General features: G+C 70.0%; 15 protein-coding genes. 8 read left to right on the plus strand and 7 right to left on the minus strand.

Annotated features, from left to right (window positions below):
• Window positions 1-31 precede the first annotated feature (31 nt).
• The 6 genes from uvrB (at window position 32) to ACFTZL_RS08300 (ending at window position 7,812) form a co-directional block, all read left to right on the plus strand.
• Window positions 32-2,173 carry an excinuclease ABC subunit UvrB gene (gene uvrB / locus ACFTZL_RS08275; protein WP_382579636.1) on the plus strand — a complete coding sequence of 714 codons (2,142 nt, stop codon included), beginning with the start codon at window positions 32-34 and terminating at the stop codon, window positions 2,171-2,173.
• A 138-nt stretch (window positions 2,174-2,311) separates the two neighbouring features.
• Complete coding sequence (locus tag ACFTZL_RS08280; RefSeq protein WP_382498829.1) at window positions 2,312-2,890, plus strand: TerD family protein; 579 nt, start codon at window positions 2,312-2,314, stop codon at window positions 2,888-2,890.
• Between the two features lie 77 nt (window positions 2,891-2,967).
• The gene (locus ACFTZL_RS08285; protein WP_382579638.1) at window positions 2,968-4,989 is read left to right on the plus strand and encodes a TerD family protein; all 2,022 of its coding nucleotides are present in this window, start codon (window positions 2,968-2,970) and stop codon (window positions 4,987-4,989) included.
• A 224-nt stretch (window positions 4,990-5,213) separates the two neighbouring features.
• Entirely contained in the window at window positions 5,214-6,215 is a 1,002-nt protein-coding gene (locus tag ACFTZL_RS08290; RefSeq protein WP_382579639.1) for a TerC/Alx family metal homeostasis membrane protein, read from the plus strand.
• Window positions 6,216-6,345: 130 nt separating this feature from the next.
• Window positions 6,346-6,648 carry a hypothetical protein gene (locus ACFTZL_RS08295; protein WP_382579640.1) on the plus strand — a complete coding sequence of 101 codons (303 nt, stop codon included), beginning with the start codon at window positions 6,346-6,348 and terminating at the stop codon, window positions 6,646-6,648.
• A gap of 63 nt (window positions 6,649-6,711) precedes the next feature.
• On the plus strand, window positions 6,712-7,812 hold the full coding sequence (locus ACFTZL_RS08300; RefSeq protein ID WP_382579642.1) for a calcium:proton antiporter: 1,101 nt from the start codon (window positions 6,712-6,714) through the stop codon (window positions 7,810-7,812).
• Here ACFTZL_RS08300 and ACFTZL_RS08305 read toward each other — a convergent pair.
• Together ACFTZL_RS08305 and ACFTZL_RS08310 are read right to left on the minus strand one after the other, a co-directional pair.
• The gene (locus ACFTZL_RS08305) at window positions 7,802-9,100 is read right to left on the minus strand and encodes an MFS transporter (RefSeq protein ID WP_382579644.1); all 1,299 of its coding nucleotides are present in this window, start codon (window positions 9,098-9,100) and stop codon (window positions 7,802-7,804) included. The genes ACFTZL_RS08300 and ACFTZL_RS08305 overlap by 11 nt on opposite strands.
• Window positions 9,101-9,193: 93 nt before the next feature.
• Window positions 9,194-10,240 (minus strand): S66 peptidase family protein, encoded by a 1,047-nt coding sequence (locus ACFTZL_RS08310; RefSeq protein WP_382579646.1) that lies wholly within the window; start codon window positions 10,238-10,240, stop codon window positions 9,194-9,196.
• Between the two features lie 104 nt (window positions 10,241-10,344).
• On the opposite strand from ACFTZL_RS08310, the gene aroQ reads away from it, so the two are divergent.
• On the plus strand, window positions 10,345-10,818 hold the full coding sequence (gene aroQ / locus ACFTZL_RS08315; RefSeq protein ID WP_382579648.1) for a type II 3-dehydroquinate dehydratase: 474 nt from the start codon (window positions 10,345-10,347) through the stop codon (window positions 10,816-10,818).
• Between the two features lie 64 nt (window positions 10,819-10,882).
• Here the strand turns inward: aroQ and ACFTZL_RS08320 are convergent, their stop codons facing one another.
• From ACFTZL_RS08320 to ACFTZL_RS08340, 5 genes are all read right to left on the minus strand, one after another.
• The gene (locus ACFTZL_RS08320; protein ID WP_382579650.1) at window positions 10,883-11,635 is read right to left on the minus strand and encodes an amino acid ABC transporter ATP-binding protein; all 753 of its coding nucleotides are present in this window, start codon (window positions 11,633-11,635) and stop codon (window positions 10,883-10,885) included.
• Window positions 11,632-12,534, minus strand: a complete 903-nt coding sequence (locus ACFTZL_RS08325) for an amino acid ABC transporter permease (protein WP_382579652.1) — start codon at window positions 12,532-12,534, stop codon at window positions 11,632-11,634. The genes ACFTZL_RS08320 and ACFTZL_RS08325 overlap by 4 nt, the downstream gene beginning before the upstream one ends.
• Window positions 12,531-13,403 (minus strand): ABC transporter substrate-binding protein, encoded by an 873-nt coding sequence (locus ACFTZL_RS08330; protein ID WP_382579654.1) that lies wholly within the window; start codon window positions 13,401-13,403, stop codon window positions 12,531-12,533. The genes ACFTZL_RS08325 and ACFTZL_RS08330 overlap by 4 nt, the downstream gene beginning before the upstream one ends.
• 293 nt (window positions 13,404-13,696) lie before the next feature.
• Entirely contained in the window at window positions 13,697-14,353 is a 657-nt protein-coding gene (locus ACFTZL_RS08335) for an MBL fold metallo-hydrolase (protein ID WP_382579656.1), read from the minus strand.
• A 50-nt stretch (window positions 14,354-14,403) separates the two neighbouring features.
• Window positions 14,404-15,093 (minus strand): maleylpyruvate isomerase family mycothiol-dependent enzyme, encoded by a 690-nt coding sequence (locus ACFTZL_RS08340; protein ID WP_382579658.1) that lies wholly within the window; start codon window positions 15,091-15,093, stop codon window positions 14,404-14,406.
• Window positions 15,094-15,315: 222 nt separating this feature from the next.
• Here ACFTZL_RS08340 and uvrA point away from each other — a divergent pair, with 222 nt between their 5' ends.
• The gene (gene uvrA, locus ACFTZL_RS08345) at window positions 15,316-18,348 is read left to right on the plus strand and encodes an excinuclease ABC subunit UvrA (RefSeq protein WP_382579660.1); all 3,033 of its coding nucleotides are present in this window, start codon (window positions 15,316-15,318) and stop codon (window positions 18,346-18,348) included.
• Window positions 18,349-18,357 lie beyond the last annotated feature (9 nt).

Genomic DNA, 18,357 nt, shown 5'->3' on the forward strand with positions numbered 1-18,357 from the left:
GTTGTCAGTGCGGGGTCGTACGGTGGATTCCATGCGGCCCGTTTCCCAGATCGAACGCACGGTGGCGCCCTTCGAGGTCGTCAGCTCCTACCAGCCGAACGGCGACCAGCCGACGGCCATCGCCGATCTCGCCCGGCGCGTCCAGGCAGGCGAGAAGGACGTCGTCCTGCTCGGCGCGACCGGCACCGGCAAGTCCGCCACCACCGCGTGGATGATCGAGAAGCTTCAGCGCCCCACACTCGTGATGGCGCCGAACAAGACGCTGGCCGCCCAGCTGGCGAACGAGTTCCGCGAGCTGCTCCCGAACAATGCCGTCGAGTACTTCGTCTCGTACTACGACTACTACCAGCCCGAGGCGTACGTCCCGCAGTCGGACACCTACATCGAGAAGGACTCCTCGATCAACGAGGAGGTCGAGCGCCTGCGCCACTCCGCGACCAACTCGCTGCTCACCCGCCGCGACGTCGTGGTGGTCGCCTCGGTCTCCTGCATCTACGGCCTCGGTACGCCTCAGGAGTACGTGGACCGCATGGTCCCCCTCAGGGTCGGCGACGAGTTCGACCGGGACGAGCTGCTCCGCCGCTTCGTGGACATCCAGTACACGCGCAACGACATGGCCTTCACCCGCGGCACCTTCCGCGTCCGCGGCGACACCATCGAGATCTTCCCGGTCTACGAGGAGCTGGCCGTCCGCATCGAGATGTTCGGCGACGAGATCGAGGCGCTGTCCACCCTCCATCCGCTCACCGGCGAGATCATCAGCGACGACCAGCAGCTGTACGTCTTCCCGGCCTCCCACTACGTCGCAGGACCCGAGCGCCTGGAGCGGGCGGTCAACGACATCGAGAAGGAGCTGGGCGAGCGCCTCTCGGAACTGGAGAAGCAGGGCAAGCTCCTGGAGGCCCAGCGCCTGAGGATGCGCACCGCGTACGACATCGAGATGCTCCGCCAGATCGGCTCCTGCTCCGGCGTCGAGAACTACTCGATGCACTTCGACGGCCGCCTGCCCGGCTCCCCGCCCAACACCCTGCTCGACTACTTCCCGGACGACTTCCTCCTCGTCATCGACGAGTCGCACGTCACGGTGCCCCAGATCGGCGCCATGTACGAGGGCGACGCCTCCCGCAAGCGCACCCTCGTCGACCACGGCTTCCGGCTGCCCTCCGCCCTGGACAACCGACCCCTGAAGTGGGAGGAGTTCCAGGAGCGCATCGACCAGACGGTCTACCTGTCGGCGACCCCCGGAAAGTACGAGCTCTCCCGCGGGGACGGCGTCGTCGAGCAGATCATCCGCCCCACCGGCCTGGTCGACCCGGAGGTCGTCGTCAAGCCCACCGAGGGCCAGATCGACGACCTGGTGCACGAGATCCGGACGCGCACCGACAAGGACGAGCGCGTCCTGGTCACCACGCTGACCAAGAAGATGGCCGAGGACCTCACGGACTATTTCCTGGAGCTGGGCATCCAGGTGCGCTATCTGCACAGCGATGTCGACACCCTGCGCCGCGTCGAGCTCCTGCGTGAGCTGCGCGCCGGCGAGTACGACGTGCTCGTCGGCATCAACCTCCTGCGGGAGGGCCTCGACCTGCCCGAGGTGTCCCTGGTGGCGATCCTGGACGCCGACAAGGAGGGCTTCCTGCGCTCAGGCACCTCCCTGATCCAGACCATCGGCCGCGCCGCGCGCAACGTCTCGGGCCAGGTCCACATGTACGCCGACAAGATCACCCCGGCGATGGAGAAGGCCATCGACGAGACCAACCGGCGCCGGGAGAAGCAGATCGCGTACAACACGGAACAGGGCATCGACCCCCAGCCCCTCCGTAAGAAGATCAACGACATCGTCGCCCAGATCGCCCGCGAGGACATCGACACCGAGCAGCTGCTCGGCTCGGGCTACCGCAAGGGGCGCAAGGACGGCGGGGTCGCAAAGGCGCCCGTGCCCGCCCTGGGCGGCAAGGCCGCCGACGGGGCCAAGCCCGCCAAGGGCAAGGCCAAGGAGACGGTGCCGACCGACCGCCCCGCGGCCGAACTCACCGAGCAGATCGAGGAGCTCACCACGCGCATGCGGGCCGCCGCCGCGGACCTCCAGTTCGAGATCGCGGCAAGGCTGCGCGACGAGGTCTCCGAGATGAAGAAGGAACTGCGCCAGATGAAGGAGGCGGGCCTGGCCTGACAGCGAACCGCGTATGCGCAGTGTTGCAAGACCGACACAAAGCGCGGACCGGGGTACGTCACTGTCAGTGCCCCTGCGTAGGGTTCTGGCAACCGCGAATGCGCGGCAACAGGGGACGTTCGAGAGGGGAATCAGCGCGTGACCGTCAACATGACCAAGGGTCAGGCCATCAGTCTGCAGAAGAGCGACGGCGGCAGCCTGACCGCGGTGCGGATGGGTCTCGGCTGGCAGGCGGCTCCCCGGCGCGGCCTGTTCGGCTCTCGGACGCGTGAGATCGACCTCGACGCCTCCGCCGTCCTGTTCGCGGACAAGCAGCCGGTCGACGTCGTCTTCTTCCGCCACCTGGTGAGCGACGACGGCTCGGTGCGCCACACCGGCGACAACCTCGTCGGCGGTGTCGGCCAGGGCGGCGACGACGAGGCCATCCTCGTCGACCTCTCCCGTGTCCCGGTCCACATCGACCAGATCGTCTTCACCGTGAACTCCTTCACGGGCCAGACGTTCCAGGAGGTGCAGAACGCGTTCTGCCGCCTGGTCGACGAGACCAACGGCCAGGAGCTCGCCCGCTACACACTGGCCGGCGGCGGCCAGTACACGGCCCAGATCATGGCGAAGGTGCACCGCTCGGGCCCGGGCTGGTCGATGACGGCCCTGGGCAACCCGGCCAACGGCCGTACCTTCCAGGACCTCATGCCGACGATTCTGCCCGTCCTCTAAGACCTCAGGGGCAACCGCTCGGGGCGGGCCGGAGAGCGGCACAAGACACCACACAACGACACAGGGGGACGAAGGCGATGACGGCCGAGCTGGTGCGGGGGCAGAACCACCCGCTCTCCCAGGCCCGTCTCGAGATCCGGGTCTCGGCCGGCACGCCGATCGTGGCCGCGGCCGCGCTCAGCGACGAGACCGGCAGGATCCACGGCGTGGAATGGGTGGCCCACCCGGGCGCACCCACCCAGCCCGGTCTCGAGGTCTCCCGGCAGGCCGCCGCCGACCACCGCCTCGCGGTGGACCTCGATGCCCTGCCGGAGGCCGTCCACCGTGTCGGCGTGCTGCTCGCCCTGCCCGCCGGCGGGGCGGGCCCGGTCCGCTTCGGTGCCGTCGCCGCCCCGTTCGTCGCCGTCACCGGCCTCGACGGCGGCGAGGTCGCCAGTTACACCCTCACCGGCCTGGACACCGAGTCGGCCGTGGTCGCCCTGGAGCTCTACCGCCGACAGGGCGCCTGGAAGGTGCGCGCCGTCGGCCAGGGCTACGCGGGCGGCCTCGCCGAACTCCTCACGGACCAGGGCCTGTCCCAGGCCCACCAGCTCGCCGGTAGCATCAACGAGGCGGTGGCCCAAGGGCTGGCCCGCTCGGTGCAGGCGCCCCCGCCGCGCACCGCGGACGGCGACCGTTCCCGCCAGACGGCGACCCCGGCCCTCGGCCCGGACCAGGGCGGTACCGCGCCCCAGGGCGCCCCCGGCCCCGTACCGCCCGCGTCCCCGTACGGCGGACAGCCGCCCGGCGTGCCGGGACAGCCCGCACCGCAGTCGCCGTACTCCGGCACGGCACCGGACCCCTCGGCCGTCACCCAGCCGTCCGTGCCCACCGCGGGCGGCCCGATCGACTACAGCCATCCGCGCCGCCAGAACGCCGCTCCGCCCCCGCCTCCGCCCACCGCGCCCCCCGCCGCGCCCGGGCAGCCCGCCCAGCCCGTGGCGGGCGACGCGACCGGCTGGTCCATGGAGGAACGGCTCTACAACCAGGTGTGGGGCATGTTCGAGGACCTCGCCCGCACCACCGCCGCCTACCGCAGCGCCGTCGACTTCGCCGAGTCCCGTATGGACAAGGAGCTCGAGCAGGTCCTGTCCGACCCGCGCAGCCGGATCGGCGGGCAGGGTGACGCCGCCCGTGAGGCGGCCCGCGCCCGGCACGCCCAGCTCGTCGCCCAGGCCACGGAGGCCCTCGACCGGGACCTCTCCCAGCTCACGGCCGAGGCCGACGTCGTCGAACCGGCCCTGCCACCGGCGTACGCCCGCTGGGACAACCCCGTGTGGCATGCCTACCGGCCGCCGATGGAGATCCCCATGGCTCTGCGCCTGGGCGACCTCCGTCTCCCCGAGGCCGACCGGATCCGCATCCCGATGCTGGTCCGGCTGCCGCTGGAGCGCGGTCTGTGGATCGACAGCGGCCGCACCGGCTCGTCCGACGGTTCGTTCACCGACTCGCACGCCATGGGGCGTCTCGCCATGGAGACGGCGGTCGCGCACGCGGCCCGGCTGCTCGCCGCCTATCCGGCGGGTGAGTTCACCGTCCATGTCATCGACCCCGCCGGCTCGGGGGCGCAGCCGCTGGCACCTCTCGTACAGACCGGTGTGCTCGCGGCCCCGCCCGCGCTCGGCGCCGCAGGGGTGGCGGACGGGCTGGCGCGGCTCACCCAGCGGGTCGACCTGGTGCAGATGGCGGTACGAGGAGGCGCCGCCGACTCCCTGCCGCCCGGCTTCGACACCTCGCAGCAGCTCCTGATCGTCAACGACTTCCCGCACGGCTTCGACGACCGTGCCGTGAACCAGTTGCGCTACCTCGCCGACGAGGGCCCCGACTTCGGCGTCCACCTGATGATGGTGGCCGACCGTGAGGAGTCCTCCGGCTACGGGCCTTTGCTCGATCCGCTGTGGCGTTCGCTATTGCGACTGACGCCGGCGCCCGACGACCACCTCGCCGACCCGTGGGTCGGTCATGCCTGGACGTATGAGCCGTCGCTCGTGCCGCCGGGCAGTCAGGTCCTCCAGCAGGTGCTGGCCCAGGTCGCGGCCGCCCGCACCAAGTACTTGTAAAGCCTTCTGACCAGGGATTTTGGCCTTTCTTTTGCCAAGCGCTTTACCTGTTCTTGGTGATTGAGGTACTGTTCTCGGCACGGAGGGGAGTACTCCCTGTCTGCTGCGGCGTACCCGTCAATACGGATCAGGCCAGATCCCGGGGCGTCGGCCCATCCTTGGGTGGAAGAGACCTCCGGCAGCGACGACGCTGACATTTGCCGTTAACGACTGCCGGAGGCGCAGTGGATGTTTCCGTGACCCTATGGGTCCTGACGATCGTGGGCCTTGCCGCCCTGATCGCGGTCGATTTCTTCATCGGCCGCAAACCGCACGACGTGTCGATCAAGGAAGCCGGGATCTGGACGGTCGTCTGGATCGTGCTTGCCGCGCTCTTCGGGCTCGGTCTGCTGGTGTTCGGCGGCGGCCAGCCCGCCGGCGAGTTCTTCGCGGGCTTCATCACCGAGAAGTCGCTGAGCGTCGACAACCTCTTCGTCTTCGTCCTGATCATGGCGAAGTTCGCGGTGCCCTCGCAGTACCAGCAGCGCGTTCTCCTGATCGGTGTTCTCATCGCCCTGGTCCTGCGGGCCATCTTCATCGCGGCCGGCGCGGCGATCCTCGCCAGCTTCGCGTGGGTGTTCTACATCTTCGGCGCCTTCCTCATCTACACCGCCTGGAAGCTCATCCAGGAGGCCCGCGCTGACGAGGATGACGAGGACTGGGAGGAGAACAAGCTGCTCAAGGCCGCCGAGCGCCGCTTCGGTGTGGCCGACCGCTACCACGGCACCAAGCTGTGGATCCAGGAGAACGGCAAGCGGGTCATGACCCCGATGCTGGTCGTGATGCTCGCGATCGGCACCACCGACGTCCTGTTCGCCCTCGACTCCATCCCGGCGATCTTCGGCCTGACGCAGGACCCGTACATCGTCTTCACGGCCAACGCGTTCGCCCTGATGGGTCTGCGTCAGCTGTACTTCCTCATCGGCGGCCTGCTGAGGAAGCTGGTCCACCTCAGCTACGGCCTGTCGATCATCCTGGGCTTCATCGGCGTGAAGCTGGTGCTCCACGCCCTGCACGAGTCCGGGGTGCACGTCCCCGAGATCAGCATTCCGGTATCGCTCGGCGTGATCTGTGCCGTCCTGATCGTCACCACGATCACCAGCCTGCGGGCTTCCAAGAAGCAGGCGGCGGCCGAGGCGGCGCAGGGGGAGAGCGGAAGCGCTCCGAAGGACAGCATCGACGTCTGACCGCGTCGGACGTAGGAACAACCATCACCGGGACCGGTGGTCGGCGAATTGCCGACTGCCGGTCCCGGTGCTTGCTTGTTTCCTGAGCGCGTCCCCCGGTCCGGGGGCGCCATGGCCGGCTGGAGGTGCCATGAGGTTCGTGCAGATCATCGACTTCGAGACCGAGCGCTTGGACGAGATGGAGCAGGTGTTCGAAGAGGCGGGCCGGCGCCTCGCCGGCCGGACAGGCGGCCCCACACACCGCATCCTCCTGAAGGACCGCGACAACCCCCGCCGCTATCTGGCGCTGATCGAGTTCGAGTCGCACGACGAGGCCATGCGCAACAGCGACGACCCCGAGACCAGCAGGATGGCGGAGCAGTTGGGCGCGCTCTGCATCGGCGACCGGGTCTACACCAACTGCGACCTCCTGGACGCGAGCGAGCTCACATAGCCCCCGGCTCGGGCCCCGCGCGACCGGAGTGCGGGGCCCCTGCACCTCTGCGACGATCACTGCATGATCGCTCGGCGCAGGCCGCTCACGGCACAGTGGACGACCTTGGTGCCCGTGCTCGCGGCCGTGCTGCTGGCCCTCACCTGGGGGCGCGATCTGCCGGTCGCTGTCGTCGCGCTGGTGACCCTGGTCCTGGCGGGAGCTGTTCTGTCCGCCGTCCACCACGCCGAGGTGGTGGCGCACCGGGTCGGTGAACCGTTCGGTTCCCTCGTTCTCGCCGTCGCCGTCACGATCATCGAGGTCGCCCTCATCGTCACCCTGATGGTCGACGGCGGGGACAAGAGCGCGACACTGGCGCGCGACACGGTCTTCGCAGCCGTGATGATCACCTGCAACGGCATCGTCGGCCTGTGCCTCCTGGTCGCCTCGCTGCGGCACGGCACGGCCGTCTTCAACCCCGAGGGCACCGGCGCCGCACTCGCGACCGTCGCGACCCTGGCCACGCTCAGCCTGGTCCTGCCGACGTTCACCACGAGCAAGCCTGGCCCGGAGTTCTCCACCGTCCAGCTGACCTTCGCGGCACTCTCCTCGCTGATCCTGTACGGCCTGTTCGTCGCGACACAGACCGTGCGGCACCGGGACTACTTCCTGCCGATCACCCGGCAGGGCGACGTGATCACCGCCGAGGAGCACGCCGCGGCGCCGACCGCCCGTACCGCCCTGATCAGCCTGGGGCTGCTGGGCCTGGCGCTGATCGGCGTGGTCGGCCTGGCCAAGGGCGTGTCGCCCACCATCGAGTCCGGGGTGGAGGCCGCAGGGCTGCACCAAGCCGTGGTCGGCGTGATCATCGCGCTGCTGGTACTGCTCCCGGAGACCATCGCCGCACTGCGCTCCGCACGCCGCGACCGTGTACAGACCAGTCTGAACCTCGCCCTGGGCTCGGCCATGGCCAGCATCGGCCTGACCATCCCCGCCGTCGCGCTCGCGTCCGTGTGGCTGTCGGGCCCGCTGGTGCTCGGCCTCGGCGCCACGCACCTGGTGCTGCTCGCCCTGACCGTGGTGGTGGCCTCCCTGACGGTGGTCCCGGGCCGGGCCACACCACTCCAGGGCGGGGTCCATCTGGTGCTGTTCGCGGCCTACCTGGAGCTGGCGATCAACCCGTAGGCGCCTCAGCCTCAGCCTCAGCCTTCGCCTTCGCCCCCGACTCCACCGGCACCGGACGCGTCTCCGGCAGCAGCGCGAAGCATCCCAGGCTGAACAGCGCGATCGCCGTCAGATACGCGGCCACGCCCCACGGCACCCGCCCGCCCTGCTCGGCGAGCGCCGTCGCCACGATCGGCGTGAGCGCGCCCCCGAGGACACCGCCGAGGTTGTAGCCGACGGCGGCGCCGGTGCAGCGCACCCGCGGCTCGTACAGTTCCGGCAGATACGCGGCGATCACGGCGAACATCGTGATGAACGAGAGCATCGCCCCGAGGAAGCCGAGGAACATCGGCAGCGGCCTGCCGGTGGCGAGGAGCGCGACCATCGGGAACATCCACAGGGCGGCTGCCGCGCACCCGGCCAGGCACATGGGCCGTCGGCCGTAGCGGTCCCCGAGCATCGCCACCAGCGGCGTGAGCGCGCCCTTCACGACCACCGCGCCCATGATGCAGGTCAGCATGACGCTGCGGCTCACCCCGAGCCGTTCCGTGCCGTAGGCGAGGGACCAGGTGGTCACGGCGTAGAAGATCGCGTAGCCGATCGCGAGCGCTCCGCCGGTCAGCAGGAGGAGACGCCAGTGGTCGCGCATGACCTCGGCGATCGGCACGCGCGCGTGGTCGTCGAGTTCGAGGAAGCTGGGGCTCTCGGCGAGCGACGAGCGCAGCCACAGTCCCACGACCGCCAGCACTCCCGCCGCCCAGAACGGCACCCGCCACCCCCATGCGGCGAACTGCGCCTCGGAGAGCGTCGTCGACAGCCCCAGCACCACACCGTTGGCGAGCAGGAACCCCAGCGCGGGCCCGACCTGCGGGAAACTCGACCACAGCCCGCGTCGCCCGGCGGGCGCGTGCTCCACCGTCAGCAGCACCGCCCCGCCCCACTCCCCGCCGAGCCCCAGCCCCTGCAGAAAGCGCAGCACCAGGAGCAGCAGGGGAGCGAGCACGCCGATCGTGTCGTACGTCGGCACACAGCCGACCGCGACCGTGGAGGCGCCGGTGAGCAGCAGGGAGGCGACGAGGACCGGCCGTCGTCCGCGCCGGTCGCCGATGTGCCCGAACAGCACCGACCCGAGCGGCCGCGCCACGAAGCCCACGCCGAAGGTGGCGAAGGCGGCCAGTGTCCCGGCCACCGGCGAGAAGGTCGGGAAGAACAGCGGCCCCAGGATGAGGGCCGCCGCGGTCCCGTAGACGAAGAAGTCGTAGAACTCGATGGCCGTGCCGGCGAGCGAGGCGGCCGCGAGGCGCGGCATGGAGGGTGCCCTTACGGTGCGTACGTCGTGCATGCCGCGTCAACTACCCACGGTGACGGCCGGTTACGGGGGCGCGCGGGGGCTCGGGGTCCCTCAGTAGGTGACCGTGATGCGCCGGTCCGGTCCGTCCACGCGCACAGTGCCCCCGTACGGGATCACCAGTTGCGGATCGGTGTGCCCGAAGTCCACGTCGAAGACGATCGTGGTGTCGGGAGCGTAGGCCCGCATGGCGCGCAGGACCGCCTCACGCTGGTCGGACGCGTAACGAGCGGCCTCCTCCGGGGTGTTGGGCCGCTCGAAGAACCAGGTCTTCGGGCGGCCCATCAGCAGCGCCGGGAAGCGCTGGAGCAGCCCGCGCTCGCCCATGTTGCGCAGGGTGCTGAAGACCTCCGTGGCGCTCGGCATGTCCTCCGAGGTCTCCAACAACAGCACACCGCCGTCGTACTCGGACAGGTCGCGCGAGATCTCGCGGTCGGCCATCAGCAGCCGGCCGACGATCTCGAGGCAGCCGCCCCAACTGCGGCCCTCCACCACCCGGTCGGCGTAGACCCAGGTCCAGCCGGCCCCGGGTCGGGTCTCCGGCTCGGCATCGAAGGTCGCCGGATCAGCCCAGTCCCGGTCGACGTCACGCCACCGCTCGGCGGGCTTCAGCTCGTACGGGCCGGAGGTGAACAGCGCCGCCCGCAGGGACTCGGCGGTCTGCGGGTGCATGGCACCAGGACGGCCCAGCTCGGACATGACGCTCCCGCCGTGGTAGCCGACGATGCCGCTGTTGCGCAGGAAGGCGAGCAGGTTGGTGTTGTCGCTCATCCCGAAGAACGGCTTCGGGTTCGCCCGGATCAACTCCCGGTCCAGCAGCGGCAGCACGGTGATCTGGTCGTCCCCGCCGATCGACGCGATGACCGCCTTGATGTCCGGGTCACAGAAGGCGGCATGGATGTCGTCGGCCCGTTCCCGGGGCGAGGAGCCCATCCTGCGCGTCGCCGGATACTCGACCGGCTCCAGCCCGTACTCCTTGCGCAGCCGCTCCAGACCCAGCTCGTAGGGGAGCGGGAAGAGCCCCGGCAGACCGGAGGAGGGCGAGATCACGGCGATACGGTCACCGCGCGACGGCTTGGGCGGATAGGAGAGGCTCGTCATGCCGGGAGGCTACGGCCCGGCGCGCTGTCGGCGCACCGTGATAAACCGGGTCCGAGCAGCGGTCCGTCACGGGCCGCCCGACCCCTGAACGGACCGGAGGAACCGTGCCCCGCACCCTGGCCAACGCCCCGATCATGATCCTCAACGGCCCCAACCTGAACCTGCTCGGCCAGCGGCAGCCGGAGATCTACGGCTCCGACACGCTCGCCGACGTGGAGGCCCTGTGCGCCAAGGCGGCGGCCGCGCACGGCGGCATGGTCGACTTCCGCCAGTCCAACCACGAGGGCGAGCTGGTGGACTGGATCCACGAGGCGCGGCTGAACCACTGCGGCATCGTGATCAACCCGGGTGCCTACTCGCACACCTCCGTCGCCATCCTGGACGCCCTCAACACCTGTGACGGCCTGCCGGTGTTGGAGGTCCACATCTCCAACATCCACAAGCGCGAGTCGTTCCGGCATCACTCCTACGTCTCGCTGCGCGCCGACGGGGTCATCGCGGGCTGCGGGGTGCAGGGTTACGTGTTCGGGGTGGAACGCGTCGCCGCGCTGGCAGGGGCGGGGCAGGCGGACGCCTAGACCCTGCCAGCGGTGTAAGCCCCGGCGGCCATGGCGGGCGCCCCTTACACCCGCCTCGCCCTGACTACAGCCGGCCCGCCTCCACGATCCGCCGCAGAAAGCGCCGTGTGCGCTCCTGCCGTGGTTCCCCGAAGACCTGCTCGGCGGTGCCGCGCTCCAGCACCACGCCGCCCTCCAGGAAGCACACCTGGTCGGCGATCTCCCGTGCGAAGCCCATCTCGTGCGTGGCCAGCATCATGGTCATGCCCTCGTCCTTCAGGTCGCGGACGACCGTGAGGACCTCGCCCACCAGCTCGGGATCGAGCGCGGCGGTGATCTCGTCGAGCAGCAGCAGCCGGGGGCGCACGGCCAGGGCACGCACGATCGCCACCCGCTGCTGCTGGCCGCCGCTCAGCCGGTCCGGGTACTCGCCCGCCTTCCCGCCCAGCCCCAGCCGCTCCAGCAGCTCACGCGCGCGTGCCTCGGCCTCGGCGCGGGGCAGGCCGTGCACCCGGCGCGGAGCGAGCGTGATGTTCTCCAGGACGGTCATGTGCGGGAAGAGGTTGTACGACTGGAAGACCACGCCGATCCGGCGGCGCACGGCGTCCTGGTCGACGCGCGGGTCGGTGATCTCCTCGCCGTCCAGCCAGATCGCCCCGTCGTCGATCTCCTCCAGCAGGTTCGCGCACCGCAGCAGCGTGGACTTGCCGGAGCCGGAGGCACCGATCAGCGCGGTGACCGTGTGCGGGGCCACCTCCAGATCGACGTCCCGCAGGACGACCGAGCCGCCGAAGGTCTTGCGGACGGACTCCATGCGCAGCACGGGCGTCTCGCTCATGTGGTTCCTCCCTGGGCCCGCCGGCGGTCCATCCGTGCCGTCACCCAGTCCGTGAAGCGGGTCATGGGGATGGTCAGCGCGACGAAGACCAGCCCCGCGACGATGTACGGCGTGTAGTTGAGGCTGCGGCCGACGATGATGTCGGCGGCCCGTACGGCGTCCACCGCACCGCCGATCGAGACGAGTCCGGTGTCCTTCTGGAGCGACACCAGGTCGTTCAGCAGCGGCGGCACCTGGCGCCGTACCGCCTGGGGCAGTACCACGTGGCGCAGCGCCTGCCGGTTGCTGAGCCCGAGCGAGCGGGCCGCGGCGCGCTGCGAGGGATGCACGGACTCGATGCCGGCGCGGAACACCTCGGCGACGTACGCCGAGTACGTCAAGGTGAGCGCGGTGCCGCCGAGGAGCACCGGGTCGACGGTCACGCCCTGGAGCCGCAGTGCCGGGACGCCGAGGACCACGATCATCAGGTTGATGATGAGCGGCAGCCCCCGGAAGAAGTCCGTGTAGGCGGCGGCCAGGGCGCGCAGCGGGAAGAACACCGGGCCGCGCAGCGTACGCGCGACGGCGATCAGCATGCCGAGGACGAGCACCGCGGCACCGCAGATCAGCAGCAGCCGGACGTTCAGCCACAGCCCTTCGAGGACCTTCGGGAACGCCTCGCGCGCGTACCCCCAGTCGAAGAAGGTCTCCTTGGTGCGCGGCCAGCCCGGCGCGTTGACGACGACCAGGTAGAGGACCGCTCCGGTGACGAGGGTCGAGAGCGCGCCGATGGCGGTGGCACGCCGGGCGCGGGCGCGCTTGTAGCGCTCACGGTCCAGGCGCCGCTGCGAGGGGACGTACCCGTCCGGCGCGTCGTGCTCGCCGGAGCCCTCCGCCGGCTCCGCCTTGTTCACCGTCACTTGAGCACCGGGGCGTCGACGGCGTCCGACAGCCACCGCTGCTCGAGCTTCGCGAGCGTGCCGTCCTCGCGCAGCGCGTCCACGGCCCGCGAGACGCAGGAGGTGAGCGCGCTGCCCTTGTCGAGCACGAGGCCGAACTGCTCCGGCGTACCGCCCTGGTTCTCGAACTGGCCGACGATCGTCGCGTCCGTGATCTCGGCCCCGGTGATGTAGAAGGCCGTCGGCAGGTCCACGACGATGGCGCCGACCTGGCCGTTCTTCAGCGCGGACTTGGCCTGGTCGTTCTTGCCGAAGACGGCCGCCGCCTGCTTCGGCTTCACCACGTCGTCGATGTAGTCGAGACTGGTGGTGCCGACCTGGGCGCCCAGCTTCACGTCCTTCAGGTCGGCGATGCTCCTCGCCTTCGCGGCCTCGGAGCCCTTCAGCGCGACGACGGCCTGGCGCACGTCGTAGTAGCCGGACGAGAAGTCCACGGCCCTCTTGCGTTCGGGGCTGACGGACACCTGGTTGATGTCGAAGTCGAAGGTCTTCTCGCCGGGCGCGAAGGCCTTGTTGAACGGGACGGTCTGCCAGGCGACCTTGTCCTTGCCGTACCCGAGTTGCTCGGCGACGGCGTACGCGACCGCAGACTCGAAGCCCTTGCCGCCGGCGGGGTCGTCGTCCTTGAACCACGGCTCGTAGGCGGGTTCGTCGGTGGCGATCGTCAGCTTGCCCGAGGTGTGGGTGGCCAACTTGCCCTTGGCGCAGGTGCTTCCGGCCGATGCCGCCGGCCCGTCCGACGCCTCCGGCTGCGGAGCACAGCTCACGGCGGCGGCGAGAAGGACGACGGCGGCGGCAGCGCGGCGCAGGGCACGCGGGGCGGGATGCATGGCGCGAGATTGGCAGCCGACGGGCCCGTTTGTCGAGGTCACGACGGTAAGTGCTCGCATCGTGGGAACGGGTGTTGCAATCTCGTGAACAGCCGGGCCGCCGGCCGAGGGCGGGGATCGACAGGCCGGCGGCCCATCCGCCCAGGAGCCGTCATCCTGCGCGGGGCTCCCACCAGTTGACTGCTCAACCGGGGCAGAGGGGAGCGGACGTACGACACCGGCGCGTGCGAACGATTCACACGGGGCGTGTTGCGCGGCTCACCGCTCGACGGGCACGCGCCCCGCGCAGCCCTTCACCACCCGCGCGCGTGCCACTCCGGAAGCTGCGGGCGCTCGGTTCCCAGGGTCGTGTCGTTGCCGTGCCCCGGGTAGACCCACGTCTCGTCCGGGAGGACGTCGAAGATCCTGGTCTCGACATCGTGGAGGAGGCTGGCGAACGCCTTGGGGTCCTTGTGGGTGTTGCCCACACCGCCGGGGAACAGGCAGTCCCCGGTGAACACATGGGGATGCCCGTGCGGGTCGTCGTAGACGAGGGCGATCGAGCCGGGCGTGTGCCCGACCAGGTGGCGCGCGGTGAGTTCCACGTGCCCCACCCGGATGGTGTCGCCGTCGTCGACCGGCACGTCGGTCCGCACGGGGATGCCGTCGGCGTCCTCCCGGCCCGCGTACGTGCGGGCGCCGGTGGCCGCCACGACCTCGGCGAGTGCCTGCCAGTGGTCGCCGTGCTGGTGGGTGGTGACGACGGACGCGATGCCGTCGCCACCGATCATGCCGAGCAGTGTCTCCGCCTCGTTCGCGGCGTCGATCAGCAACTGCTCGTCCGTGGCCCGGCACCGCAGCAGATAGGCGTTGTTGTTCATCGGACCGACCGCGATCTTCGTGATCATCAGGTCCTTGAGCTCGTGCACGTCGGCGGGCCCGCCGACCGTCACCTCTCCGCTGTACGTCATGTCCGCCAGCCTATAGCGGGGGAGTGGCCCCGGTCCTGGAGCTCCGGGTCCTAGAGCGGGGGCAGCGCGGGAAGCCGGCCCCCGGCCACTGTCAGGCCGGATCCGGCACGGCGGCCGGCGAGCCAGCCCAGCAGACCGGCCGGGGAACCGGTGACGGTCACCTCGGGTCCGTCTCCGGGCTCCCGTCCGGTGCTCCACGCGCGCGTGCCGTCCGTGAGGCGCGTGGGCGGTACGTCGGGATGCCCGGCGAACCGGTCGGCCAGGAAGGCGATCTCCCGCTCGGCGAACTCCGCCGGCAGATCCTCCAGCTCGTACCCGATCCCCAGGTCCACGTGATGCAGCTCGACCTCCACCCACCGCCGGAACGGCACCCGGGACGCGGAGTCCGTGACCCCGTTGCGCAGCTCCACCGTGCGCGACCAGTCCGCCGGAGCGGCCCCGGTCTCCTGGAAGCGGGCCGCGCTCTCGCGCAGGTCGGCGAGCTGGACGTCGAGGGCGCGCGGGGCGTCCCGCTCGATGTCGCTGTCCCGGGCCTCGCCGGAGACGTACATGGAACGCCCCTCGAGGACGTTCACGAGGGCGTCCGCGTTGCGGGCGAGGTGGGCGAGGACATGGCCGCGGGTCCAGCCGGGAAGCCGTGACGGCTGCGTCACAGACGCGTTGTCCAGTTTGCCGACTGCGATGAGCAGCCGTTCCGTAGCGTCACGTACAGACGCCAGGTCATGACCGTGATCAATCATGGTGCTGACCCTAGCCCCGTCACACCTTTGGGTGAAGGTGGTGAACGAGTGCCGTAAATCGAATGCACGTGCTATAAGGTCGGACGTGACGTCGGGCATGCTGGAGAGCCGGGGTTTGTTGTCAACCCGTGAACCCGACCGGCGTTGTCAGTGGCTCCCCCTAGTCTGAGAAAGACGGGGGCCCCGCCCCTGTCACTTCTCTCAAGAAAGGTGCGGACCGGCGTGGCCGACCGTCTCATCGTTCGTGGAGCGCGCGAGCACAACCTCAAGAACGTCTCGCTCGACCTCCCGCGCGACTCGCTCATCGTCTTCACGGGCCTGTCGGGGTCGGGCAAGTCCTCGCTGGCATTCGACACCATCTTCGCCGAGGGACAGCGGCGCTACGTGGAGTCGCTCTCCTCCTACGCCCGGCAGTTCCTCGGCCAGATGGACAAGCCGGACGTCGACTTCATCGAGGGCCTCTCCCCGGCGGTCTCGATCGACCAGAAGTCGACCTCGCGCAACCCGCGCTCCACGGTCGGCACCATCACCGAGGTCTACGACTACCTGCGTCTGCTCTTCGCACGCATCGGCAAGCCGCACTGCCCCGAGTGCCGCCGCCCGATCTCCCGCCAGTCGCCGCAGGCCATTGTCGACAGGGTCCTGGAGCTGCCGGAGGGCAGCCGCTTCCAGGTGCTGTCGCCGCTGGTGCGCGAGCGCAAGGGCGAGTTCGTCGATCTCTTCGCCGAGCTCCAGACCAAGGGCTACTCCCGCGCGCGGGTGGACGGCGAGACGATCCAGCTCTCGAACCCGCCCACGCTGAAGAAGCAGGAGAAGCACACCATCGAGGTGGTCGTCGACCGGCTCACGGTCAAGGAGGGCGCCAAGCGCCGCCTGACCGACTCCGTGGAGACCGCCCTCGGTCTGTCCGGAGGCATGGTCGTGCTCGACTTCGTCGACCTCCCCGAGGACGACCCCGAGCGCGAGCGCATGTACTCGGAGCACCTGTACTGCCCGTACGACGACCTCTCCTTCGAGGAGCTCGAGCCCCGCTCCTTCTCCTTCAACTCGCCCTTCGGCGCCTGCCCGGACTGCTCCGGCATCGGCACACGCATGGAGGTCGACGCGGAGCTGATCGTCCCGGACGAGGACAAGAGCCTCGACGAAGGCGCCATCCACCCCTGGTCGCACGGCCACACCAAGGACTACTTCGGCCGCCTCATCGGCGCGCTCGCCGACGCGCTGGGCTTCCGTACGGACATCCCCTTCGCGGGCCTGCCGCAGCGCGCCAGGAAGGCCCTGCTCCACGGCCACAAGACCCAGGTCGAGGTCCGCTACCGCAACCGCTACGGGCGCGAGCGCCGGTACACCACGGCCTTCGAGGGCGCCATCCCCTTCGTCAAGCGTCGGCACAGCGAGGCCGAGAGCGACTCCAGCCGTGAGCGCTTCGAGGGCTATATGCGCGAGGTGCCCTGCCCCACCTGTGAGGGCACGCGCCTGAAGCCGATCGTCCTCGCGGTCACGATCATGGACAAGTCCATCGCCGAGGTCTCCGCGATGTCCATCAGCGACTGCGCGGACTTCCTGGGCGAGCTGAAGCTCACGGCCCGCGACAAGAAGATCGCCGAGCGCGTGCTGAAGGAGGTCAACGAACGGCTGCGGTTCCTGGTCGACGTCGGCCTGGACTACCTCTCGCTGAACCGCGCGGCCGGCACCCTCTCCGGCGGCGAGGCCCAGCGCATCCGCCTGGCCACCCAGATCGGCTCCGGCCTGGTCGGCGTCCTGTACGTCCTCGACGAGCCGTCCATCGGTCTGCACCAGCGCGACAACCACCGCCTGATCGAGACCCTGGTCCGGCTGCGCGACATGGGCAACACGCTCATCGTCGTCGAGCACGACGAGGACACCATCAAGACCGCCGACTGGATCGTCGACATCGGCCCCGGCGCCGGTGAGCACGGCGGCAAGGTCGTGCACAGCGGCTCCCTGAAGGAGCTGCTCGCCAACGCCGAGTCCCAGACCGGCCTGTACCTGTCCGGCAAGAAGGCCATCCCGCTGCCCGACATCCGGCGCCCGCTGGACCCGTCCCGGCAGCTCACGGTGCACGGCGCCCGGGAGAACAACCTCCAGGACATCGACGTGTCCTTCCCGCTGGGCGTGCTCACCGCCGTCACCGGCGTGTCCGGCTCCGGCAAGTCGACCCTGGTCAACGACATCCTGTACACGCACCTGGCCCGTGAGCTGAACGGCGCCAGGAGCGTGCCCGGGCGGCACACGCGCGTGGACGGCGACGACCTCGTCGACAAGGTCGTGCACGTCGACCAGTCGCCCATCGGCCGCACCCCGCGCTCCAACCCGGCCACGTACACCGGCGTCTTCGACCACATCCGCAAGCTGTTCGCCGAGACCACCGAGGCGAAGGTCCGCGGCTACCTGCCCGGCCGCTTCTCCTTCAACGTCAAGGGCGGCCGCTGCGAGAACTGCTCGGGCGACGGCACCATCAAGATCGAGATGAACTTCCTCCCGGACGTGTACGTCCCGTGCGAGGTCTGCCACGGCGCCCGGTACAACCGGGAGACCCTGGAGGTCCACTACAAGGGCAAGTCCATCGCCGACGTCCTGAACATGCCGATCGAGGAGGCCACGGAGTTCTTCGAGGCGGTCCCCGCGATCTCCCGCCACATGAAGACCCTGAAGGACGTCGGCCTCGGCTACGTCCGGCTCGGCCAGTCCGCGACCACCCTGTCCGGCGGTGAGGCCCAGCGCGTCAAGCTCGCCAGCGAGCTCCAGCGCCGCTCCACCGGCCGCACGGTCTACGTCCTGGACGAGCCGACCACCGGTCTGCACTTCGAGGACATCAGCAAGCTGCTGACGGTCCTGTCCGGACTGGTCGACAAGGGCAACACGGTCATCGTCATCGAGCACAACCTCGACGTGATCAAGACCGCCGACTGGATCGTCGACATGGGCCCCGAGGGCGGCGCGGGCGGCGGCCTGGTCGTCGCCGAGGGCACCCCCGAGCAGGTCGCCGGGGTCCCGACCAGCCACACCGGCAAGTTCCTCCGGGAGGTCCTCGGCGCCGACCGCATCAGCGACGCGTCCTCGGTACCGGCACCGCGCCGGACGGCGGCCAAGAAGACGGTCGCGGCGCAGGCCCCGGCGAAGAAGACCGCCACCAAGAGGGTCAACAGCACCGCCACCAAGAAGGCGGCGACCAAGGCCACCAAGACCACGAAGGCCGCCGCGAAGAAGACGACGCGGACGACCAAGGGCTGAGGGCTGTGC

Source organism: Streptomyces sp. NPDC056948, assembly GCF_042674225.1.
Taxonomy (GTDB): domain Bacteria; phylum Actinomycetota; class Actinomycetes; order Streptomycetales; family Streptomycetaceae; genus Streptomyces; species Streptomyces purpurascens.